At 45.2% G+C, this 24,358-nt stretch carries 20 protein-coding genes; 1 reads left to right on the plus strand and 19 read right to left on the minus strand.

Going from position 1 to position 24,358, the window contains the following annotated elements:
• Positions 1-74 precede the first annotated feature (74 nt).
• The 4 genes from MHH56_RS30595 to ftsE all read right to left on the minus strand — a co-directional run bounded on the left by MHH56_RS30595 (position 75) and on the right by ftsE (position 4,580).
• Positions 75-1,532, minus strand: coding sequence for a S41 family peptidase (locus tag MHH56_RS30595; protein WP_256710787.1), 1,458 nt, complete (start codon positions 1,530-1,532; stop codon positions 75-77).
• A gap of 182 nt (positions 1,533-1,714) precedes the next feature.
• On the minus strand, positions 1,715-2,974 hold the full coding sequence (locus MHH56_RS30600) for a M23 family metallopeptidase (protein ID WP_256710788.1): 1,260 nt from the start codon (positions 2,972-2,974) through the stop codon (positions 1,715-1,717).
• Positions 2,975-2,986: 12 nt separating this feature from the next.
• Complete coding sequence (gene ftsX, locus MHH56_RS30605; protein WP_076266166.1) at positions 2,987-3,904, minus strand: permease-like cell division protein FtsX; 918 nt, start codon at positions 3,902-3,904, stop codon at positions 2,987-2,989.
• Complete coding sequence (gene ftsE / locus MHH56_RS30610; RefSeq protein ID WP_076266167.1) at positions 3,894-4,580, minus strand: cell division ATP-binding protein FtsE; 687 nt, start codon at positions 4,578-4,580, stop codon at positions 3,894-3,896. Before ftsE ends, ftsX begins: the two co-directional genes overlap by 11 nt.
• A 299-nt stretch (positions 4,581-4,879) precedes the next feature.
• Between ftsE and MHH56_RS30615 the strand changes: the two genes are divergently transcribed.
• Positions 4,880-6,334, plus strand: coding sequence for a VanW family protein (locus MHH56_RS30615; protein WP_339205330.1), 1,455 nt, complete (start codon positions 4,880-4,882; stop codon positions 6,332-6,334).
• A 130-nt stretch (positions 6,335-6,464) separates the two neighbouring features.
• Here MHH56_RS30615 and argH read toward each other — a convergent pair whose 3' ends face one another.
• From argH to MHH56_RS30690, 15 genes are all read right to left on the minus strand, one after another.
• Entirely contained in the window at positions 6,465-7,880 is a 1,416-nt protein-coding gene (argH, locus tag MHH56_RS30620) for an argininosuccinate lyase (protein ID WP_339205331.1), read from the minus strand.
• A 26-nt stretch (positions 7,881-7,906) separates the two neighbouring features.
• Complete coding sequence (locus tag MHH56_RS30625) at positions 7,907-9,136, minus strand: argininosuccinate synthase (protein ID WP_339205332.1); 1,230 nt, start codon at positions 9,134-9,136, stop codon at positions 7,907-7,909.
• Positions 9,137-9,187: 51 nt separating this feature from the next.
• On the minus strand, positions 9,188-10,147 hold the full coding sequence (gene argF, locus MHH56_RS30630) for an ornithine carbamoyltransferase (protein WP_339205333.1): 960 nt from the start codon (positions 10,145-10,147) through the stop codon (positions 9,188-9,190).
• Positions 10,148-10,186: 39 nt separating this feature from the next.
• A complete protein-coding gene (locus tag MHH56_RS30635; protein ID WP_339205334.1) occupies positions 10,187-11,395 on the minus strand; it encodes an acetylornithine transaminase in 1,209 nt (402 codons plus the stop codon).
• Between the two features lie 5 nt (positions 11,396-11,400).
• Positions 11,401-12,186: an acetylglutamate kinase gene (gene argB, locus MHH56_RS30640; RefSeq protein ID WP_256710813.1), complete on the minus strand. Its 786-nt coding sequence runs from the start codon at positions 12,184-12,186 to the stop codon at positions 11,401-11,403.
• A gap of 51 nt (positions 12,187-12,237) precedes the next feature.
• A complete protein-coding gene (gene argJ, locus MHH56_RS30645) occupies positions 12,238-13,476 on the minus strand; it encodes a bifunctional ornithine acetyltransferase/N-acetylglutamate synthase (protein WP_339205335.1) in 1,239 nt (412 codons plus the stop codon).
• 69 nt (positions 13,477-13,545) lie between these two features.
• Positions 13,546-14,595, minus strand: coding sequence for an N-acetyl-gamma-glutamyl-phosphate reductase (gene argC, locus MHH56_RS30650; RefSeq protein ID WP_339205336.1), 1,050 nt, complete (start codon positions 14,593-14,595; stop codon positions 13,546-13,548).
• Between the two features lie 319 nt (positions 14,596-14,914).
• A complete protein-coding gene (locus MHH56_RS30655) occupies positions 14,915-15,799 on the minus strand; it encodes a YitT family protein (RefSeq protein ID WP_076266175.1) in 885 nt (294 codons plus the stop codon).
• A 105-nt stretch (positions 15,800-15,904) separates the two neighbouring features.
• Positions 15,905-17,012, minus strand: a protein-coding gene (gene prfB / locus MHH56_RS30660; RefSeq protein ID WP_339205338.1) for a peptide chain release factor 2 whose coding sequence is annotated in 2 segments (ribosomal slippage) — positions 15,905-16,939 and positions 16,941-17,012 — 1,107 coding nt in all. Because the reading frame shifts where the segments join, the coding sequence is not laid out codon by codon here.
• A 67-nt stretch (positions 17,013-17,079) separates the two neighbouring features.
• Positions 17,080-19,587 (minus strand): preprotein translocase subunit SecA, encoded by a 2,508-nt coding sequence (gene secA / locus MHH56_RS30665; RefSeq protein WP_339205339.1) that lies wholly within the window; start codon positions 19,585-19,587, stop codon positions 17,080-17,082.
• Between the two features lie 140 nt (positions 19,588-19,727).
• Positions 19,728-20,273: a ribosome-associated translation inhibitor RaiA gene (gene raiA / locus MHH56_RS30670; protein ID WP_339205340.1), complete on the minus strand. Its 546-nt coding sequence runs from the start codon at positions 20,271-20,273 to the stop codon at positions 19,728-19,730.
• A gap of 239 nt (positions 20,274-20,512) precedes the next feature.
• Positions 20,513-20,710: a cold shock domain-containing protein gene (locus tag MHH56_RS30675; RefSeq protein ID WP_028608231.1), complete on the minus strand. Its 198-nt coding sequence runs from the start codon at positions 20,708-20,710 to the stop codon at positions 20,513-20,515.
• A gap of 926 nt (positions 20,711-21,636) precedes the next feature.
• Positions 21,637-23,205 (minus strand): DUF2920 family protein, encoded by a 1,569-nt coding sequence (locus MHH56_RS30680; protein ID WP_339205341.1) that lies wholly within the window; start codon positions 23,203-23,205, stop codon positions 21,637-21,639.
• Between the two features lie 196 nt (positions 23,206-23,401).
• Positions 23,402-23,827: a flagellar export chaperone FliS gene (fliS, locus tag MHH56_RS30685; RefSeq protein WP_339205342.1), complete on the minus strand. Its 426-nt coding sequence runs from the start codon at positions 23,825-23,827 to the stop codon at positions 23,402-23,404.
• A gap of 73 nt (positions 23,828-23,900) precedes the next feature.
• Positions 23,901-24,314 carry a flagellar protein FlaG gene (locus MHH56_RS30690; RefSeq protein WP_339205343.1) on the minus strand — a complete coding sequence of 138 codons (414 nt, stop codon included), beginning with the start codon at positions 24,312-24,314 and terminating at the stop codon, positions 23,901-23,903.
• Between the last annotated feature and the right edge of the window lie 44 nt (positions 24,315-24,358).

Raw genomic sequence — 24,358 nt, forward strand, 5'->3', positions numbered from 1 at the left:
CTTATAAACATAAAAAAATAAAAGGCCGACCCTGTTAAACAGAGTCAACCTCTTATTCATTCGACATGCGCGTATTATTTCCTGCCTACAGCCTTAATTGCTTCAAGCAGCTGCTTATCATTCTTTTTATCTTGAATCCATTTAATGACTTCCTTCTCAAGCGTTTCACCCGTTTGCTTATCGACCTGTCCCGTGGCCGGCAAGCTATGCTCGGATTGGAATTTCTTAACGGCCTCTGCCGTCTCCGCTCCGAAGTAACCATCCTCACGCTTTGGTTGGTATCCAAGACCATGCAGCATAATTTGAACGCTCCGTACTTGTTCGCCCAGCATATCCTGCTTTAACGTTTCGGAAAGGGTAAGTCTTGCGACGGTATACAAATCCGGTGGCTGCACCGTAAGATCGGGTTTTATGCCATTTTCATGAATCCAATTGCCCTTAGGCGTTAACCATTTGGCTATGGTCATCTTGAGCAGGCTTCCGTCGCCAAGCGCTTTGTTGTAGCTTACTTGCACAGTGCCTTTGCCAAAGGAGGTTTCGCCAACGAGCTTCGCTCCCGCGCTTTCCTGCAAAGCTCCTGCCAATATTTCCGACGCGCTTGCGCTCCCTTTATTCATAAGAACCGCTATGGGGTACGTTTTTTCTTGTCCCTTCGACAGCGTTTTTTCCCGGTTTCCTTCACGATCCTCTACCTGTACGACTGTCGTACCTTTAGCTAGGAAGGTTTGAGCGATCTCTACAACAACGGGAAGCACGCCTCCAGGATTGTTGCGTACATCAAGAACAAGCCCCTTCATCCCTTGCTCCTCCAGCTTCGCGAGCTCCTGCTTAAACCGCTCTGCCGTATGCAGTGAGAATTGTCTGATTTCAATGACACCTGTACCATCCGGCTGCAGGCTGCCATATACCGTTTCCACATCAATATCGTCGCGAATGAGCACGAGCTGGATCGGATCAGAAAAACCGACACGCTGTACTTGAATTTTCGCTTTGGTTCCTTTTGGACCACGAATCTTCGCTACCGCATCCTGCAAATTCAGTCCATCGAGCTTCGCACCGTTAACCGAAAGCAAAATATCCTTCGCTAATAGGCCAGAACGTTCTGCCGGCGAGCCTTTAATCGGAGAAACGACGACAACCCGTCCATTTTCAAGCGTAACCTCTGCTCCGATACCAGTAAACGAGCCTTCGATCGATTCCGAAAAGTGCTTAGCTACGTCCTTCTCCATGTAAACGGAATAGGGATCATCCAGCGACGACATCATTCCGCTTACAGCACCATCAAGCAGCTCCATGCGATCGACCTTCTGATAATATTTTGTTTCAATTAATTCCAGCACCGCATTAAGCTTCGTCAGCTCTTCTTTTTTAAGCCTGAAGCGATCACCGTCATCAGCTGCCGCTGCTGAAAGAGCAGGCGCTGCTGGCTTGTCCGGTTTAATCATTTGGTCCGCGATCGTTAGCGTAACGAGTACGGATGCAATCATCGTTAGCATAACGAACGCGAATACTGTCCGTCCTTTGAAATGCACCTGTCTACACCACCTTCTCATCTTACACGGTCTTAGATTTAAGACCACACTAGTATATGACAAGCCGCTTACAATTATTTGCATTATTCGGTAAAAATGATCACTTTATCATTTATTTTATGTTTGATTTTAAACAAGGCAGCCACAGGGGCTGCCTCTTGATGTATTTTATGAAAGATTGCCTATTTTAAATATCCACCTGGATTAACAGGGGTTTGGTTTTTACGCACTTCAAAATGTAAATGTGGCCCCGTTGAATTGCCTGTACTGCCAACCTCAGCAATTTTCTGGCCTTTCTTGACGGTTTCGCCTTTTTCAACTTTGATTCCACCATTACGAATATGTCCGTAAAGCGTCCACAAGCCATTACCATGGTCAATAATGACACAATTTCCGTATGTGCTCCACTTTTGGGCAACGAGTACAACACCGTCTTCCGCTGCGAAAATATCTGTTCCCTGCGGTGCTGCAAAATCCGTTCCTGTATGGGTGTGTGTTTTACCTGTAATCGGATGAACCCGTGTGCCAAAGCTTGAGCTTACGCGATAGTTATCTCTAATCGGCATACCCAGCTTACCGCCCGTATACGGATTCGATATTTTGTTTTTCTCTGCATTCAACTTCGATACTTTCGCAGCAAGCGCCATAAGCAGCTCCTCTTGCTCCTTGCTGATGCCCTCGAGCTCCTCTAACGTGGAGTCAATTTGTACAAGCTTATTATCCAGTTGTTTGATATTTGTATTGTAGCTGGCAATCATAACTTCTTTCTCTTGCTCTTTCTTCACTAGATGAGCTTCATACTGCTCCAGCTTCTCATAAATCTTTTTCACTTCAGCAAATTGTTTCTCTACTTCTATTTTCTTCTGAGCAACAAGCTCCTTCTCTTCTCTTTGCTCCGCCAAAATATCCCGATCCTGCGACAGAATCGATTGAAGAGCATCGAATCGATCAATAAAATCTGTAAAGCTAGTCGCACTCAAGAGTACGTCCATATAAGATACAAAACCGTTCGTATACATAAGACGCATACGAGATTGCAGCAGCTCATCGCGTGTCACAACACGCTCTTCAGCCTGCTCCAGCTCAAGGCCGGTTTGCAGCAGTTCTTCTTCCTTCGCATCGCTTTGTGCTTGCATCTTTGTTTTGTTGATGACGACATTATCGATCTCTGCCATCAAATTAGCGATAGAAGCTTCCGCTTCTGTTTTTTTCCCAAGGATAGTTACCTTCTCATTCTCTGCTGTCTTAGCCTGATTATGAGCATTAGCGGCTTGGCGCTCAGCTTTAGCTGCGCGTTGCTCCGCTTCCTTCATTTCCGCCTTAGCGGCTGCTATTTGTTTCTTTATTTCGCTAAGAGAAGCAGCTTCTCCTCCTGTTGGTTGCATTACAAATACCGCAAGCATCATCGTAACTGTGAATAACAGCCATTTCCTCTTCTTCACTTTCGCATCCTCCTACACTTTCAAATACTTGCGTATCGAGATCGTGCTGCCCCAAATGCCGATTAATGTTCCGAGTACGATGAGCAGCGTGGCAGTCAGCATTCCTGACTCCTCTACCGTGACGAGCTTAATCATCATTAGTGATAATTCCATTTGCGTAAACTTCACAAGCTGTGAGTAACCTGCAAGCACAGCTACCGTTGTTATCACCGAGCTAATAATTCCAATCAGTGCACCTTCAATGAAAAACGGCCAGCGAATAAAAGAATTCGTCGCGCCAACCAGCTTCATAATGCCAATTTCTCTGCGTCTTGCGATAATGGTCATTTTGATCGTGTTCGAGATCAAGAACATTGCTGTTACGGATAGACCTACAACAACGACGATACCTATGTAACGCAAAGCATTCGTAATTTTGAAAAGAGTCTCGACCGTGCCTTGTCCATATTTGATTTTGGCAATCGGTATAAGTTCATCTGCTTTATTGATCGCATCGATCTGTTTTGCGGCATCCTCGATCGATTGCGGCTCATAAACCTCTACCGTAAATGAATCCGGCAGCGGATTTTTTTCCTTCTCATAACCATCCAGCAAATCCTTGTTCTCATCACCTAGGTTTTTACGAAGCAGCTCTAGTCCCTCTGCTTTAGACACAAATGTTACTTGCTTTACCTCTGTTAAATTGCCGATTTTGTTCTGAAGCTCTGTTATCTTCGCTTTGTCTACATTTAGCTGTAGGAACACACGAATTTGCACTTGACTCTCGATCTGTGCCGCCATGGAATTGACGTTGAGTGCGAGCAATAAAAACACGCCAAGAATGAACAAGGATATAAATATCGAGCTTACTGAAGCAAACGACATCCAGCCATTTCTAATGATGTTTTTGGCGCCTTCTCGCAGATGACGGAGTATAGTTCTAAGCTTCATAGCCGTACTCCCCTCTAGCCTCGTCACGTACGATATTGCCGTTCTCGATTGCAATGACGCGCTTGCGTATGGAGTTAACGATATCTTTATTGTGGGTAGCCATTACGATGGTTGCACCGCGGAAGTTGATTTCCTCAAGCAAGTTCATGATGCCAAGCGACGTTTCCGGGTCCAAGTTGCCTGTGGGCTCATCCGCTACGATAACAGATGGGTTATTTACAATCGCTCGTGCAATCGATACACGCTGCTGCTCACCGCCCGACAACTGTGCCGGCAGGCTTGCATGCTTATGCTTCAGTCCTACGAGCTCAAGCACTTCCATCGTTCGCCTCTTAATGACGCGGGTTGGGGCTTCTATAACCTCCATGGCAAATGCAACGTTTTCAAATACGGTTAATTTGGGTAATAGTCTAAAGTCCTGAAAAATAACGCCAATATTTCGTCGAACAAATGGGATTTTTCGCGGCTTCAACTTTCCTATATTAAATCCATTAACAGAAATCTGTCCTTTTGTCGGTACTTCCTCACGATAGATCAACTTCATAAATGTTGACTTACCTGCACCAGATGGTCCTACTAGATAAACAAACTCGTTGCGATCTATACGAACAGAGACGCCTTTTAACGCATGCGTTCCGTCGGTGTACGTTTTCCATATGTCTTGCATCTCAATCACATTATCACATCCTGTTTATAGTCAGTACTACTATTTCGACAGTTTGTGCTGAATTCCTTCATAAGGAGCTCGCTTTCCTCATTTTTCACAAATCTCATAATCGAAGCAATTGTCGAATCAACCTCTTAATACGCATTAGACAAAATTGCAGAGTAAGCAGCATATACATATAAGACTGCTTTTTTAACATATAAGCATTTATAAGTTTGTTAGCTTATAAAGGGCTTATATTTCTCCGTCAAAACCGCTTCAGCGCCCTGAGGTCGCCGAAGGCGTTTTTGCTTGACACGCAGAAAGGAGTGTTTCGTATCATAAAACGTATCCATATTGGCATTATCATCGCAGCATCGCTGCTTCTTATTGCAGCAGTAGGTTGGGGCTTTATTTGGAATTATGCACAGCAAAAAACAGTTCCTGATGGGGTTGATGCCGGCGGCATCGCTGTTGGCGGCATGCAAGTGACAGATGCACTTAAGCTGCTTGAGGAATATGAGAGCTCGCTGCAGCAGCGTACCATTACCATCCATGCCGCTGCTAATGCTGGCGACAGCAAGCAGTGGACCGTAAACGAGCTTGGGTATAAAGCGGAATTCAAAACCATTCGCGAGGCATTATTGAAGCTGGACGAAGGTGAAATATGGGATCGTGCCGTTTACCGCTATCAGTTCCCCAATCAATATGAGCTCTCGCAAGCTTGGAATTCAGACGCCTTTGATGCCGCACTCCGCAAGCAGTGGAGCTGGATTGAAAAGAGTGCTACCAAAAATGCTGTCCGAAGGATCACAGATACCGACCAAGTCATCTACGAACCGCATGTCGATGCTTTTCGCTTGGATACTGGAAAGCTTACCGATCAGGTAAATGATTGGGTTATCATAAAAAGGGAGAAGATCGGAGCACCTGTTGAGAAGACTTTTGAAGCTGAGCTGCCAATTACCGTCATTCATCCGGAAGTGACACTTGAGAAATTGAAGGATGAAGGCATTGAACGAAAAATCATATCATTTTCCACTGATTTCAGGACGAGCGCAGAAGGACGTGCCCATAACGTGACTGTAACGGCAGAAACGCTCAATGATTGGGTGCTTGCGCCAGATGAAATATTTGATTATGACAAGCTCATTACGAGAGCAGAGGAATTATATGAGTATCGCGAGGCGCCCGTTATTTTAAACGGCAAGCTTGTTCCAGGTATCGGCGGCGGTATTTGCCAAGTCTCAAGTACACTTTATAACGCTATTCTTCGAGCAGGGCTAGAAATTGTTGAACGGCGCAATCACTCTTTGCCGGTTGCTTATTTGCCTATTGGCCAAGATGCTACTTATGCAGGTGGTGCGATTAACTTTCGTTTCAAAAATACAACGGGCAAATATCTCATCATTCGCACCTCAGTAGATGATCGCAAACTGACGATCAAGCTGTTCGGTACGATGAAAGAAAACGAAAAATATGATATCGAATCGGTAACGCTCAAAACGATTGCCCCTGCCATTCAGGAGAAAACAAATTCTCGCCTATCGCCAGGCCAGAAGGTTACTGTGGAATCAGGAAAACAAGGTTATGTGGTAGAAACATACCGTACGTTTACGCGTGACGGCAAGGTTATCTCCCGTGACCGATTGTCGCGCGATACGTACAAGGCTCAGCCAACCATCATCGAGGTTGGTCCAATGAAAGGCGGCAAGGGGCCGTCGGCAACACCGACTCCGCCACAGCAAACGACAGAGCCGCTGCTTGAGGACGGCGTTTTTTAGGAGAACGGTGCAAGCAAAGTGCGGGCTGTTAACGAATATAGCAAAAAAAGCAGTTCAGATCGCTGCCTCCAAGGCAACGCTGAACTGCTTTTTATTTTATAAACCTAATTTCGCTAAAGAGCGAACTCCATTATCTGCTGCGTTCAAGATACTCAGTCACCCAAGCTGCAGTTTGCTCAAGAGCCACCTCTGCGCGACCAATCGCATCTTGCACTTGTGTTTTTGCTGTGCCGCCATAAACGTTACGAGCATTAACAACCTGTTCTGGTTGAAGCACGGCATAAATGCGATCATCGAACAATGATGAGAACTTTTTGAACTCTTCCAGCGTCAGGTCTAGCAAGTATTTGTTTTGCTCGATGCAATACAATACCGTTTTGCCGATAACCTCATGCGCTTGGCGGAAAGGCAAGCCTTTGCCAACAAGGAAGTCTGCAATATCTGTTGCGTTCGAGAAGTCCTGGTTAACGGCTTGACGCATCCGTTCCTTGTTCACCTTCATCGTTGCGATCATTGGAGCGAACAGCTGAAGCGCGCCTTGCAGCGTCTTCACCGTATCGAACATGCCTTCTTTGTCTTCCTGCATGTCTTTGTTGTAAGCAAGAGGCAGTGACTTAAGAACCGTCAACAAGCCAACAAGATCTCCGTAAACGCGTCCCGTTTTACCGCGAACAAGCTCGGGTACGTCTGGGTTTTTCTTTTGCGGCATAATGCTGCTGCCTGTGCAGAATGCATCGTCCAGCTCAACAAAGTGGAATTCCGTGCTCGACCAAAGGATGAGCTCCTCGCTAAGGCGCGAAAGATGCATCATGATGATCGATGCGTCCGCAAGAAACTCAACAATAAAGTCACGGTCGCTTACCGCATCCAAGCTGTTCTCATAAACGCGGTCAAACTTAAGCTGGCTCGCCACATAATGGCGATCGATTGGGAAGGTTGTCCCTGCCAAAGCGCCTGCTCCAAGTGGAAGTACATTGATGCGCTTGTAGCTGTCCTGCAAACGCTCAATATCGCGTCCAAACATCGATACGTAAGCCATCAAATGATGTGCAAACAGGATCGGCTGCGCACGCTGCAAATGCGTGTAACCAGGTACAATGGTATCAATGTTAGCTTTTGCTTGCTCGATAAGTGCAGATTGAAGCTTATAAAGCATATCCACGAACTCGACAACGCGCTTGCGAAGCCATAAATGCATATCCGTCGCCACTTGATCGTTCCGGCTGCGTCCTGTATGCAGCTTGCCGCCTACAGAGCCAACATCGTCGATTAGCGTCTTTTCGATATTCATATGGATATCTTCGTCTCCGATTGAGAACTCGATATCATCACGTTTGATGCGTTGAAGGACGCGGTGCAGCCCGTCCTTAATCTTCTCAACGTCGTCCAGCGGAAGAATACCTTGCTTGCCCAGCATCGTTACATGCGCCAGACTGCCTTGAATATCCTCTTCAGCGAGTTCCTTGTCGAACATGATTGATGCTGTGTATTCCTCTACCAATTGGTCCGTTTTTTTTGTAAAACGACCGCCCCATAATTTACTCACTGGTTCGTAACACTCCCTTGTAAACCTTATTTATTGCTAACTGCCGACGATACTTTTAGACGCAATGCGTTCAGACGGATGAAGCCAGTCGCATCCCCTTGATCGTATGCTTGTGAAGGATCAGCTTCCATCGTTGCAATATCAGGGTTGTACAAGCTCACTGGGCTTTGTACGCCTGCTCCGATAACATTTCCTTTGTACAGCTTCAAGCGAACAACGCCGCTCACATTTTTTTGCGATTCTGTCACAAGTGCTTGCAAAGCAAGACGCTCCGGCGCGAACCAGAAGCCGTTGTATACGAGCTGGCTATATTTTGCAATCAACGAATCACGAAGATGCATAACCTCGCGGTCCATTGTTAATGATTCCATTTTGCGGTGAGCTGTGAACAAGATTGTGCCGCCCGGTGTTTCGTACACGCCGCGGCTCTTCATGCCGACGAAACGGTTCTCAACCATATCAACGCGTCCGATGCCGTGCTTGCCGCCAAGCTCATTCAGCGTATCCATAATTTCTAGCGGGCTAAGCTCTTTGCCGTTAATAGCTGTGCAATTGCCCTCTGCAAAAGTAAGCTCAACATATTCTGCTTTATCCGGCGCGTTCTCAGGAGATACGCTTAGTACATACATGCTTTCGTTTTCTTCAGAGCTAGGATCGAACCAAGGATCTTCCAGCATGCCGCTCTCGAAGCTGATATGCAGCAGGTTGCGGTCTGTCGAATAAGGCTTCGCAGCAGACGCTGTAACTGGAATGTTGTGTTTCTCTGCATAAGCGATCATTTCCGCACGACCCGGGAATTCTTCACGGAATGCTTCAAGGCGCCATGGCGCGATAACGCCGATCTCAGGAGCTAGTGCAGCAGCAGTCAGCTCAAAACGAACCTGATCGTTGCCTTTGCCTGTAGCGCCGTGTGCGATATAAGCTGCGCCTTCTGCGCGAGCGATATCAACCATACGCTTAGCGATAAGCGGACGGGCAATAGAAGTACCGAGCAAATATTGACCTTCATAAAGCGTTCCTGCTTGGAACATCGGGTAGATGAAGTCTTTGGCAAATTCATCGCGAAGATCGTCGATGTACACTTTAGAAGCGCCCGTTGCCAGTGCTTTTGCTTCCAAGCCGTCCAGCTCATCCTTTTGACCGATATCTGCTGTAAATGCGATGATTTCTGCGTCATAAGTTTCTTTCAACCATTTGAGGATAACCGAAGTATCCAAGCCTCCGGAGTAGGCGAGTACGATTTTTTCTTTTGCCATAGTATTGTTTTACTTCCCTTCGAATAAATTCATATATTTATAGCTTTTAAGCTAGGACATAATTGCTGCCATAATCGCTTTTTGTGCATGAAGACGGTTCTCTGCCTGGTCGAAAATAATCGAACGATCGCCGTCGATTACGCCTTCGCTCACTTCTTCGCCGCGGTGTGCAGGCAAGCAGTGCATGAAGAGATAGTCTTTCTTCGCATATTTTGTAATCGCCTCATTGACCTGATACGCCGCAAAAGCAATCTCGCGTTCCTTCTGCTCTGCTTCTTGACCCATGCTCGCCCACACATCTGTGTACACGATATCAGCGTCAGCAATAGCTTCCTTCGGATCGCGGCAAATGTGAATTTGCGAGCCTGTTTCAGCAGCATGATCCTTCGTTTGTTGAATAATATCTGCATCCGGCTCGTAACCCTCAGGAGTCGCAACAGACATATGAAGGCCAAGCTTCGCAGCGCCCATCAACAGGGAATGAGTCATATTGTTGCCATCGCCGATATAGGCAATTTTCAAGCCTTCCAAACGACCCTTTTGCTCAAGAATGGTTTGGTAATCCGCAAGCGCTTGGCATGGATGTGAAAGATCCGTCAAACCGTTAATAACCGGAATCGTCGCTCCACGAGCAAGCTCAACCACTTTGCGATGCGCAAATGTACGAATCATAATACCATCTAGATAACGGGACAACGTTTGGGCTGTATCCCAAATCGTTTCGCCGCGACCGATTTGCAGGTCATTTCCACTCAGGAATAGACCTTGACCGCCAAGCTGGTACATCCCAACTTCGAACGAAACGCGCGTACGTGTAGACGATTTTTCAAAGATCATGCCAAGCGTCTTACCTTTTAGAATGTGGTGAGTTTCGCCTGCTTTTTGTTTTTGCTTCAAATCAATCGCTAGGTCGATCAAGTAACGAATTTCCTCTGGCTTAAAATCAACCAGCATGAGAAAGTCGCGCCCCTTCAAGCTTTGCGCCAAATCCTCGTTTACTATTCCCTGCATGGTAGAGCCCTCCTTCAGCTTAAAACAATGTTCTAGCATTTATGATTTAACGACTGGTCGCTTCGCTTCCAATAGTTCGACTAATAACGCAACAGAAATATCTATTTCTTCATCCGTAACGAGTAAATTAGGCAATAGGCGGATGACATTTGGTCCTGCCGAAATCGCGATCAGGCCACGTGTCTGAGCCTCGTTCAAAATATCAGCAATGGGTTCCGCGCATGCAATTCCTACTAGCAGGCCAAGTCCACGAACCTCATGAACAAATTCATTTCCCGCAAGCTTCTCGCGAAGCTGCGAAATGAGATATTCACCCTTTTGCGCTGCGCGCTCCGATAAATTGTCACCAACAATTGTCTCTAGAGTTGCCTTTACAACTGCTGTTGCAATCGGCGTTCCACCGAATGTTGAGCCATGGCTGCCTGCCGTAAAGCCTTCACGAAGCTTTTCCTTTGCTGCCATCGCGCCAACAGGAAACCCGCTTCCAAGACCTTTCGCCATCGTGAAAATATCAGGCTCAATGCCGTAATGCTCATATGCGAACAGCTTGCCTGTACGTCCCATTCCTGTTTGAATCTCATCCACAATAAGAAGGATGCCTTGCTTCTCGCATAACGCGACAAGCTCCTTCATATAGTCTGGATCAACCGGATAAATACCGCCCTCCGCTTGCACCATCTCCAGCATGACCGCTGCTGTCTGATCAGACACAGCCGCTTCAAGCGCAGCAAGGTCGTTCAGCGGGATGGTTTTGAAGCCAGCCAGCAGCGGCGCAAAACCTTCCTTCACCTTATCCTGGCCAGTTGCCGTAAGCGTAGCTAGCGTACGTCCATGAAACGATTGCTCAAAAGTAATAATTTCGAACCGACCATTGTTCAGTACCTTCTGATTGTAACGGCGTGCAAGCTTGATAGCCGCTTCGTTAGCTTCAGCACCCGAGTTGCAGAAAAATACAGCATCCGCGCAGCTATTGTCGGTAATGAGCTTGCCTGCATCCGCTTGGTTCGGAATATGGAACAGATTTGATACATGCCACAATTCATCGAGCTGTTTAACAAGCGCCGCTTTGATTTGTTTAGGAGCATGCCCTAGATTTGTAACGGCAATACCGCTCATAAAATCAAGATATTTATTTCCTTTATCATCCCATAACCAGCTGCCTTCACCTTTTACCAATGCCATTGGATATCTTGCATAGGTTGGAAAAAGAGATTGGTCAGCTGTAGCTGTTGCATTCGTTTCACTCATCGACCTTACACCCGCCCTTCATGGATTTGAACAATTCGTGTACCAACGCCGCCTTCGCGTACCGCTCTCGTCAGCACCCCTGGCTCCTCGCCGCTTACGATCACAACTTCACGCACACGTCCTTGAATGCACTGAATGGCTGCGCGAACTTTTGGAATCATGCCGCCGTAAATCTCACCGCTCGTTATCATCTCTTCGATCTCAGCAACGGAGACAACAGGAAGCACCTGCTTCTGTCCATCTACTGTTTTGAGAATGCCTGGCACATCCGTTACAACGATCATTCGCTCTACTCCGAGATGGGACGCAACAGCGCCTGCAGCCGTATCCGCATTAATGTTGTAGCGCTGCCCTTGATCATCAATACCGATAGGTGCAATAACCGGAATGTAACCCATGCCCATGACACCTTCAATAATCTCAGCATTTACATCGGTTACATCGCCAACAAAACCAATCTCGGCAGCATTCGCAACTGGCTGCGCTTGAATGAGCTTGCCGTCCACCCCGGATAGTCCCAGTGCCTTCGCGCCGTTGATTTGAATTTTACGCACAATTTCTTTATTGATACGTCCTGCTAGCACCATCTCAACGACGTCAAGCACAGCATCGTTCGTTACACGCAGACCGTTAACAAATCCCGTCTCGATTCCCAGCTTGCCAAGCGTTTCCGATATCGCTGGGCCACCGCCGTGTACGATGACCGGAAGAACGCCAGAGAGCTGAAGCTCCCGCAACTCGTCAAAAAAGCTGTTAGGAAGCGCCGCTAGCGTACTGCCTCCGCATTTCATTACAAATCGTTGCTCCGTCACTGTTCCATACCCTCCAAGCATCTACTTTGCTTATGTCCGATATGCCGCATTAATGCGAACATAGTCATAGGTCAAATCGCAGCCCCATGCGGTTGCCGTTCCTTCGCCATTATGTAAGTCAACGCGAATAACAACGGTATCGCCTTTCAAATATTCCAAGGCAACCTCTTCATCAAATACAACAGGACGGGATTGCTCCAGCGTCAAAATATCGCCAAGTCGAATGTCCACTGTCTCCGGATTAACCGGCTGGCCTGCACGGCCTACTGCCGCAATAATACGTCCCCAGTTCGCGTCCGCTCCAAACACGGCCGATTTCACAAGTGACGATCCGATAACCGTCTTTGCAATCGCTTGTGCTGAATCGTCGCTTACTGCACCGTTCACCTGCACCTCAACGAGCTTAGTTGCCCCTTCGCCATCACGGGCGATCGCTTTGGCAAGCACCTCACATACATGACGGATAGCCGCTACAAAAGCTGCCCAGCCTTCGTGAGCCTCTGTCAGCTCCGAGTTGCCAGCAAGTCCACTCGCCATAGCCACCAGCATATCGTTCGTGCTTGTATCTCCATCAACGGTAATCATATTGAAAGTCAGATCCGTCGCAAGGCGCAGCACCTTCTGAAGCGCTTCGCTTCCAATGGCTGCATCTGTCGTTACGAATCCAAGCATCGTCGCCATATTCGGATGAATCATGCCGGATCCTTTGGCTGCACCTGAGACATATACACACTTGCCGTCTAGCTCAAGCTCGACACATACCATCTTTTGAACCAAATCTGTCGTTAAAATCGCTTGGCAAAAATCATCCGCGCCTGTACGATTTCCATCCAGCTTAGCAGGCAGTCCATCGATGCCAGCGCGTACTTTGTCCATTTTCAAAAGCTCGCCAATAACGCCTGTAGATGCTACGGCTACCTGTTCAGAAGATACGCCGATTGATTCCGCAAATCTAGAGCGCATTTCGTATGCGTCCGCTTCGCCTTGCTTACCTGTGCACGCATTCGCATTGCCGCTATTTACAAGCACAGCACGCAGGACGCCGCCAGCGCCGATACTCTCACGAGTTACTTGAAGCGGAGCAGCTTGAAATACATTCGTTGTATATACGCCCGCTGCTGCTGCTGGAACCTCGCATACGATTGCGCCAAGATCGTGACGCGTCGTTTTTTTGAGACCACAGTGCAATCCACCTGCTTTGAAGCCTTGAGGCGTTGTTATCGAGCCGTCAGCGACGACCGAGAACAAGGCTGTTTTATCCTGTCCCATCGTAAAATCGTATCTCCTTCACCTGTATGAGTATGGTTATAAGATCAGTAGGAATGTCTTCGTTATTGATTAAGGATAAACGGGAACGAATTGCAAGCCGAGCGTCTCGTCCCAGCCCATCATCAGGTTCAAGTTTTGAATCGCTTGACCCGCAGCGCCTTTAACCAGGTTGTCGATAACAGAAACGATAGTTACACGATTCGTACGCTCATCGACGGCAAAGCCGATATCGCAATAGTTGGAGCCCCAAACTTCTTTAGTAGACGGCCATTGTCCCTCTGGACGAATACGTACAAACTTACGTCCTTCATAGTAGGAACGGTAGAGATCAATAAAATCGCTAGTGCTCCGCTCGCCTTGAACGACAGCATACATCGTAGACATAATGCCGCGCGTCATTGGTACGAGATGAGTTGTAAAGGTAGTCACGACCGGCTTATTAGCCGTATCAGATAAAACCATTTCAATTTCTGGAATATGTTGATGCTGATTTAGCTTATATGCTCTTAAATTTTCATTAAGTTCTGAATAATGAGTGCCTAGCGACGCACCGCGACCAGCACCGGAAACGCCTGACTTGGCGTCAATGATAATAGTAGCTGGGTCAATCCAGCCTTCTTTGACAGCTGGGAGAAGCCCTAACAGTGTCGCAGTTGGGTAACAACCTGGATTAGAAATAAATAGAGCATCCTTCACTTGGTCGCCGTATATTTCAGCAAGGCCAAACACGGCTTGCTTCAAGTAAGCCTCATCCGCTGCAGGCTTCTTATACCACTGCTCATATAAAGCTGGCGATTTCAAGCGGAAATCTCCTGATAGATCAATAATTTTCAAACCAACTTCAAGCAAAGCTGGAACCAGCTTAGCTGCTACGCCAGCAGGTGTAGCTAGAAATACAACATCTGCCTTTGCTTTAATCGCAGCAGGATCGACATCATCAAGAAGCTCTTCGCTAATGCCGATGAGGTGTGGATATCCTTCTGTTATTGACGTACCTGCGCTGGATGACGAAATGACCGATGTCACCTCTGCCAGCGGATGGGATGCGAGCAATCGAATGAGTTCTACACCGCCATAGCCAGTTGAACCGATAATCGCTATTTTCACCTTTATGCTCATGTTAATCTCTCCCCGAAACTAGATGCTGCAAGCTATCTTTTCCCCTGCTATACAGCTTCATCTATTGCTCTTTCCGCACGCGGAAAGGATGTTTTCTTCCACAACTTATAATTGTACAACATTCGGAAGTTGATGGAAATACGCACATTGTTTCGTATTATTATACATTCGAATTCATATTAATACAACGAACAAATGATGATAATTTTGCTCAATTAATGAATTGTTTGAGAGATGCCTTCAACATAACAGGAACAAATGTTCCTGTTTCATTTTAGCACATAAAACTCGTTATTGGTATCGTTTGGATATTATTTTGTTAGCTGTCCAGCTTGAAGCCCTGACCAATTACCTCTGCTGTATTGCTAATTATCACAAAGCTGCCAGGATCAATGGACTTCACAATTTGCTTTAGCTTCGGCACTTCATTTTGACCGACTACTACCATTAATACCGTACGTCCCACGCCAGTATATCCGCCATGACCATCAAGCCGCGTCAAACCACGGTCTAAATCATTAAGAATCGCTTCGGCAACATCATCCGAATGGTCGCTGATTATAAAAGCTACCTTAGATAGCTGCAATCCGCTTTGTACAAAATCAATCGTCTTGCTTGTCACGAATAAACCAATCAAAGCGTATAGCGCAACCTCAGGAGAAATGATTATTCCAGCCGCAATAATGACGCAGCCGTCGAAACAAACGATCGCTAAGCTAAGCGGAAGGCCTGTGTAGCGATGTAAAATTTGTGCAGCTAAATCCAAGCCACCTGTCGAAGCCCCTCCTCGGAAAACAAGTCCGAGCCCTAGACCAACCCCGATACCACCATAAATAGCCGCAAGCAGCGGATTGTCCGTTGGTGATGGCCAGCCATTTGACAGCAGCACAAATAGAGGCAAAATAATCGATCCTAACGCTGTTTTTGCGCCAAACCGTTTGCCAAGCAGCCACAAACCCGCGATAAACAGCGGAATATTAATCGCCCATTGCGTGACAGCAGGAGTAATGCCTGCTGCTCTTTGGACGAGAATAGATATACCCGATACGCCCCCAGAAGCGATTCCATTGGGTACCATGAACATATTGAAGCTAATCGCTACGATAGCTGAACCAATCAGAAGCTGAACAATATTCCATACGGATTGGGTTCGCGGACTATAACTGCGTCCACCTTTTCTCCGCTTCGCCGTGCTTTCTTTCATCCCTTTTTATCTCCTCGCAAGCCGATTATCGCAAAAAGAAGAGTTCCACACGTTTACCGTGTTGGAACTCTTCACTGAAGCTATCCATTTGTATATGGTCGCAAATTACTCGTGACGAATCTGATGACGCAAATACCCATCGATAAAAGGGTCGATGTCGCCATCCATAACTGCACCGACATTACCTGTCTCTACAGAAGTACGGTGATCCTTCACCATGCTATAGGGATGGAAAACATAAGAACGAATTTGGCTTCCCCACGCGATTTCCGATTGATCGCCGCGTATTTCCGCCAAATGCTTCATCTGCTCCTCGATCTTCCGATCATACAGCTTAGAACGAAGCATCTTCATCGCACGTTCCCGGTTCTGAATTTGTGAACGCTCCTGCTGGCAAGCAACCACAATGCCTGAAGGGATGTGGGTAATACGTATAGCCGACTCCGTCTTATTGACGTGCTGTCCGCCTGCTCCACTCGCGCGGTACGTATCCACCTTCAGATCTTCAGTTCGGATTTCGATCTCAATGCTGTCATCGATTTCTGGGACTACATCACAGGAAGCAAACGACGTGTGACGACGACCCGCAGAATCAAACGGAGAAATGCGAACCAAACGGTGTACGCCTTTCTCTGCCTTCAAATACCCGTAAGCATTAAAGCCCTTCACCAAAATGGTGACACTTTTAATGCCTGCCTCATCACCGGGCAAGTAATCAAGAAGCTCAACCTTGAAGCCACTCTTCTCCGCCCAGCGCGTGTACATCCTGTAAAGCATTAAACCCCAGTCCTGAGACTCCGTACCGCCAGCACCAGGATGAAGCTCAAGAATCGCATTAAGCTTATCGTAAGGCTGATTAAGCAGCAGTTGAAGCTCGAACTCGCTAATCTTGCGCATGAGCTTCTCTACGCCGCTCACGACGTCTGATGCAAGCGACTCATCGCCTTCATCTTCCGCCAGCTCCAGCATCATCTGAAGATCTTCCTGCTCGCTGTTCAACCCGTCGTAATGATCCACAACTGACTTCACCGCATTAAGCTCAGAAATAACGCTTTGCGCTTTGTCATTATCATCCCAAAAATCAGGGAAAGTCATCTTCTCCTCGAAATTAGCAATCATTTCTTGCTTAAGATCTAAGTCAAAGGGACCCCCTAAGCTCTTGGAGCCGCTTGGCCATTTCACGCAGGTCTTGTTTAACCGTTATGTCTATCATAGCTTCCGCTTCACCTCAAAATAATGGTTCATTCTTTATTTTATGCCATGCTATTTGATGCCGTTCCTTACTTGCCGTGGCACTGCTTGTATTTCTTGCCACTGCCGCATGGACATGCATCATTACGACCTACACGGTCCTCACGCTTAGCAGGGCGCTTCTCCATAGCTTCTCCGCCGCCGCTTGTTGTAGTCGTTTGGCCTTGAGCTACTTCTTGACGCTCCAGGTTGCTCTCTACGCGTGCCTTCATAATGTATCTTGCAACTTCCTCGTGGATGCTCTCGATCATTTCCTTGAACATCTCGAAGCCTTCAAATTGATATTCACGAAGCGGATCCGTACCGCCGTATGCACGTAGGTGGATACCTTGACGGAGCTGATCCATCGCATCGATGTGATCCATCCATTTGCTATCTACCGCACGAAGCACAACGACCTTCTCGAATTCGCGCATCGTTTCTTCCCCAAGCTCTGCTTCACGCTCATCATAGGAAGCAACGACTTCAGCATAAATGTAGTCGATGATTTCTTCCTTCTCTTTGCCCCAAATCTCTTCCTTGGTCAAAGATCCTTCTTGCAGGAAGTTCGCTTGCGCATAATCAACGATTGCTTGAAGATCCCACTCCTCCGGAATATCCTCCGAACAGTGAGCTTCAACAATGCGTTCGATGACAGGCTTAAGCATTTCCATAACTTCTTGGCGGATGTTCTCCGAACCAAGAATATCACGGCGCTGCTTATAGATAACCTCACGCTGCTGGTTCATGACATCATCATATTGTAGAACAACTTTCCGAATATCAAAGTTATTGCCCTCAACGCGTTTCTGCGCAGATTCAATCGCTCTAGAAATCATCCGGCTCTCAATCGGTTGATCCTCATCCAGTCCCAGCTTATCCATCATGCCCATAATATTCTCAGAACCGAAGCGGCGCATCAGCTCATCTTCAAGCGATAGATAAAACTGTGATGAACCTGGATCGCCTTGACGTCCAGCACGACCACGCAGCTGGTTATCGATCCGACGGCTTTCATGGCGCTCTGTACCAATGATATGCAAGCCGCCCAGTTCAGCAACCTCATCACCTAGCAAAATATCGGTACCACGACCAGCCATGTTCGTTGCGATCGTTACGGAGCCTGCTTGACCAGCGCGCGAAATAATTTCTGCCTCTTCCGCATGGAACTTCGCGTTGAGCACTTTGTGCGTAACGCCTCTGCGCTTCAGCATATCTGATAATTTCTCCGAGTTCTCGATAGAAATTGTACCTACGAGCACTGGTTGATTTTTACTGTGGCGTTCTACGATCTCTTCTACGACCGCTTTGAATTTACCGAGTTCGGATTTGTAGACAACATCTGCAATATCCTTACGGATCATGGAACGGTTAGTAGGTACTTGAATAACGTCGAGTCCATAAATACGCTTGAACTCTTCTTCCTCTGTCTTCGCAGTACCCGTCATACCAGCAAGCTTGCGATACATACGGAAGTAGTTTTGGAATGTAATTGTCGCAAGCGTCATGCTCTCGTTCTGAACCTTCAGATCTTCCTTCGCTTCAATTGCTTGGTGAAGACCATCGCTATAACGACGTCCAGACATTAGACGACCAGTAAATTCATCAACGATGACAACTTCTTCTTCTTCCACAACATAATCCACATCGCGCTTCATAATGAAGTTCGCTTTCAGCGCTTGCTGTATGTGGTGGTTGAGCGTTACATTCGCATGATCGAATAGGTTCTCGATTTGGAATGCCTTCTCCGTCTTCTCAACGCCTGCCTCAGTCAGCATAACGCTGCGAAGCTTAATATCGATCGTGAAATCCTCTTCAGGCTTCAAACGGCTAATAAAGCGGTCTGCGGCGAAGTAGAGCTCTGTTGATTTAGCAGCCTGTCCAGAAATAATAAGCGGAGTCCGCGCTTCATCGACAAGAATGGAATCCACTTCATCGATAATGGAGAAATAAAGAGGACGCTGAACCATTTGTTCTTTGTATAGCACCATGTTGTCACGCAGATAATCAAAACCAAATTCATTATTTGTACCATACGTAATATCACATGCATATGCTTCTTGCTTCTCGTCATGCGACAAGCCGTGAAGATTACATCCGACAGTCATGCCTAGGAAGCCATACAGCTGTCCCATAAGCTCGCTATCACGTTGCGCTAGATAATTATTGACCGTGATAACATGTACGCCTTTGCCAAGCAACGCGTTTAAATAAACAGGAAGTGTCGCAACGAGCGTTTTACCTTCACCCGTTCTCATCTCCGCAATTTTACCTTCATGAAGAACGATACCGCCGAGCAGCTGCACATCAAAGTGACGCATGCCGAGCGTACGCTTGGATGCTTCTCTAACTGTTGCAAAAGCTTCAGGCAATATTTTATCTAATGACTCGCCTTTTTCAATTCTTGCTTTGAATTCCTCAGTTTTCGCGCGAAGCGCATCGTCAGATAAAGCAGTGAATTTTGACTCAATCGCATTTATTTCATCTACCGTCCGTTGGATCCGCTTTACCTCGCGCTCGTTATGGTCACCAAATATCTTTTTCACTAATCCGAGCATGGAATTCCCCTTTCGTAGTAACGCCTCTTTGCATTAAATTGTATCAGTTTGTCGACACCGCCGCAACGAGGATGATTGTAAAAGAAAAAGCCTCTCTCCATAAAGGAGAAAAGGCTCTTCAAAGTTGTGTATAATGATTGCTAGCCTTGCTCAATTAAACCGTATTTCCCGTCACTTCGTTTGTACACAACACTGACCTCTTTGTTGTCCACATTCGAGAAGACGAAGAAATTATGTCCGACCATATTCATTTGCAAAATCGCTTCTTCCACATCCATTGGCTTAAGTGCAAAACGCTTCGTACGTACAAGCTCCAAATCATCTTCTTCCTCTAGAACGCCTACTGCTGAGCCTTCTTCCTTGAATAAGACGCGTACACCGCTACCTTGGCGGAACTTTCGATTCATTTTTGTTTTATGTTTACGTATTTGTCGTTCGAGTTTGTCCGCAACCAGATCGATCGATGCGTACATATCCTCGCTTTTCTCCTCGGCTCTTAGCATGACACCGGTGAGCGGTATGGTCACCTCAACTGCATGTTTACCTTTGGTGACGGATAGTGTTACGTTAATATCGGAGGTGATTGGTGCTTCAAAATATTTATCCAATCGGCTGAGTTTCTTTTCGACGTAGTCTCTCAATGCGTCTGTCACTTGAAAGTGTTGACCTCGAATGTTGTAGTTCATGGGGAACTCCTCCTTTACATAGTCTTATTATAGCATATGTAAGCGTTCAAATCAAAATAGTTTTTTATCAATTTAGAATATTCAGATAAATAAAACTATAGAACTACTAGACTTGTCACAACTTAGTCACGGACACCCTATTTTACTTCAGACAACAAAAAAAAGCCCCGGTTTCCCGGAGCTTGGTAAGTTACTTGTTTAATGATCCAAATTATAGGTTGGCTGGATCAGCCGGATAATTACAGTTTAACTACGTTAGCTGCTTGTGGACCACGAGCGCCTTCAACAATATCGAATTCGACGGATTGGCCTTCTTCAAGAGTTTTGAAACCTTCAGTTTGGATAGCGGAGAAATGAACAAATACGTCGCCGCCTTGCTCAGTCTCGATAAATCCATAACCTTTTTCTGCGTTAAACCATTTAACTTTACCTTGCATGTGCAAACATTCCCTTCATCTTCAAATACTGTGAGGCATCGCTTTGTATAACCCACAATTTGACTATAACACCCACTTTATTGAATTGTCAAACAATTTATTGTAAGCGGATACACGAAGATCTAATCGCACTACTCACACTTATCGGATGGTGTCGATTCCTAGCTATTATGCCCTAAAAAGGTGAGCGTCACACGAATCTTCAATCTGCGACATCTGCTCAAACAAATATTCTAAATAGCATTAAGCATGTAGACCGTTTTCCTTAGCTGTCTCCATTAAGCTGTAGGTCGCTACACTAGCTTTCGCCACTCGCGGTGTGTTAGCAAACAACTAATTTTGGCATTCGAATACGAACAACTGAATCTAGCGGTCACTCCGATTGTTGTCCATCTCCAATCGTACATCAGCTTCTCCTATTGATTTAGACTTTAGCCGATCGCTTGTCCTAGCATGCTCTTGGGCAAAGTGCGCGAACGTTGCTGAATCAGCCATGTATAATAGACATCGCTCGGAACATCTGAAGATCATAAAGACAATATTTCGGCGAATTGTTGTTTAGCACAACCACGGTTTGCCACCATTTTAACAACGCTTTAGGATTCAAGTTTTTACGTCTATAGGTTCAGACTTAACCGCTAGATATTTAAAGAGCTGATTTATTAGAATTTTGTTAATCATTTTGGTTAAAACCACTTTACTTAACATTTGTTCCTTTCTGTATGTTGATGAAACACAAAGAAGCCGGGCAATTGTAATGCCCGGCTTCTTATGTATATTTTCACTGCTAACTTAGAGGAAAACGGTGCGATTTTGTTGAAGGACCATGAATTCGAGACTGGATTGTGGGATATGTCCGAATACGTGCTAAGTTGCTCAGACCATGACCACAAAACATTTGTTATATGGGAGGGCTATATCGACGCTTAATGGGTGATATAGGGTGTGATAATATGGTGCAGTTCTTTCTTCCACGCTAAAAAGTAGGGTATAACTTGTTGTGATAACTGGTTATCCAACAAATCCCAGTCTTCATTATTGAAATGCACAACAGTCATTGAAAGAGAGTTTTTGAACTGCTCATTAACTGAGCGCAGGTTATTTTCACCTAGGAATCTGGAAAACGTATCTATTTGTAAATTTATAGCTGTGTGTGCATCTAGTATATCCTGCATAACTCCAAAAGTTTCATTATAATCTCTGGCCGCTATCTTAGTAACGATAAAGTTAAAACCTTCGTCTATTGACTCGCAAACATCCAATAATTTGCTCATTATCTGATATGAATTTATTAAATTATATTCTGTTTTTATGTTATCTGTTATAGTAACGTTCATTGTAAAATCGTTTTTGAAATTAAAAACATAATTTTTGATACCGCAATTTAATGAGTTGACTTCATTATTACTAAATTCATTTTCACTCGTTTCTTTCACCAATCCGTATTCCTTGTCTTGTTCAGCAACATGATCAAACAGTTTTCGAAGGGATGCATCCATTGCGTGTGCATATGTTTTAAAAAGCGCACCATCAAGGTCATTCATTCCGACTCGTTTATAGTAGGTAGAATTATAATTAATCAACAGCGCAGTCACTTTATCTTTGTCTTCCACGGAAGCTATTTGATCCTCTTCGCAATGAAAAATATAATATCGTGTATTCGATTTAACCCTATGCTCTCTAACCAACAGATTACGAATCTGCTTATGAGAATCGCCAAAATAATGTCGTGATGTTTCATCCATGATCGTCCAAGGATTGTTATATGCGAAAGGAACAGTATAAAATTTGTTATGGAAATTGACAGTAACAGCTAAATCAGTTTCTAATATTTCTCTACCTACAATATATTTCATTTCGGAACGTGAAAATCCTGAGTTGTCAATGATGACTGAGAATGTATGGGGTGCAAATTTGCCACAAAGCATAGCTATATATCCGCCGTATGAAGAACCGTAGGCAATTATTTTTTTCTTATTTATCGCAGGGTAATTTTTGAGAACTTCACCTAGCACAGTTAGGTTATCGAGAGCAGGTAAAAATCCAAAGGACTGATACTCTTGCCGTCCCGTGATCTTTAAAGGTTGACATCGATGATCTAACTTGGATATCCCTTTGCTTTCTAACAGTTCCCCTACCTTCGTATAAAAATCGTTATCAGACGAAATATTATGCCAGTAAGTACTTGAAACTCCATAGACCGTTTCCATATTATGAATGAAGTGGTCGTCCAATTTCGTCTCGGTTCCTCGGTATATACCAAAATAATTCAAGGAGACCACTATACAATTATATTTTTCAGCAAGGTATGGATTTAATTTTTCTATTTGATAACTTGAATTAGCAAGTCCACCAAACCCTGGGATAGTTAGTATCAATCCAGTTTCTTCAGTTACACCGCTATCCGGTAACGTGACATAATAGTCCAGTTCTTCTCTGTCAAAACCTAATTCAATATCTGCATGAGGTTTAATTTTATAAACTAGAGTCCCCAAAGTCTATTCCTCCGATTCTATGTTGTTAGCGTGTTAGTTAATTGATATGAAGAGTTGTAACATTATGATAATTATCGGAAAAGCAATGCTCATTGATTAATTTTTTACTCAGGGCTATACTCATTCTTCAACCGTAAGAGACTTGAATAAAAAAACAAAGCCGCCCTAAGGGCGGCTACTCAATCTACTAGTTCGATTAAATGACTGTCGATTGTGCTTGTTTGAACGTGTTTCCACTCGTTTGTGCCGCTAGTTGGTTATATTGTTTAGCTGCCTGAATCCAAGTTTCTTTCAAATCAATCAGATGGGAAAGCACTTCTTCAACCGGTTCTACGTCCTTCTTCATATTCGCTTCAATTAATCGCATATTAAAATACTCATATAAGTGTAGCAAGTTTTCTGATATAGGATTAGAACGATCGATTGTAATAACAAACTCACTAACTATATCCTGAACCCGTAGTAGACTTGTATTTGCATCTGAATAACGTTGTTCTCTAATAGCTTCAATTCCTTGACGGCAAAAACGAATAGCGCCATCGTAGAGCATAATAAGTAGTTGTCCTGGAGTTGCCGTTTGAACTGTGTTTTGAAGATACTTATTACGTTGTTGAAGTTGCATTGTTTATCCTCCTAGAACTAAATTAATTTTCTCATTTATGCGCTGTGTGAGTTCATCATCTTACAATAATGAATTAGCCTTTCTTATCTATAAGTATACCAGCCATTTCCCACATTTTAGCGACAAAATCCAACGTTTTCTCTGGAGGAATTTCACGAATGACTTCACCCGATGCACTGTCTAATACTTTCACTGAAATGATATTGGTCTGCTTATGTACAGAAAACTCTAGGTTTGTGCTTTTTCCCTCGATGGCCTTAATTGCTCTATCAATGGCCTTAACCAGCTGTTCTTCGCTAATTGCGACATGCTCACCGCGGGCTTCTGCTTTTTTCAATTCTGCTGAGCTAGTAAATTTAGAAAGATTCTGCGAATCGCTTACCTTACTTGAACTCTCTTTCACTGCCCCAGTATTAACTAAATCCATACTAGTAGCAACTCTAATCGGTGGATTACTCATCACTGTAGCCGGTATATTAGTGTTCATTACCTATCACTCCTTCCGCATCAATAGTCCTAGTTAATATATCG

Origin of the sequence: Paenibacillus sp. FSL K6-3182 (genome assembly GCF_037976325.1) — a bacterium.
In the GTDB taxonomy this organism is placed as follows: Bacteria; Bacillota; Bacilli; order Paenibacillales; family Paenibacillaceae; genus Pristimantibacillus.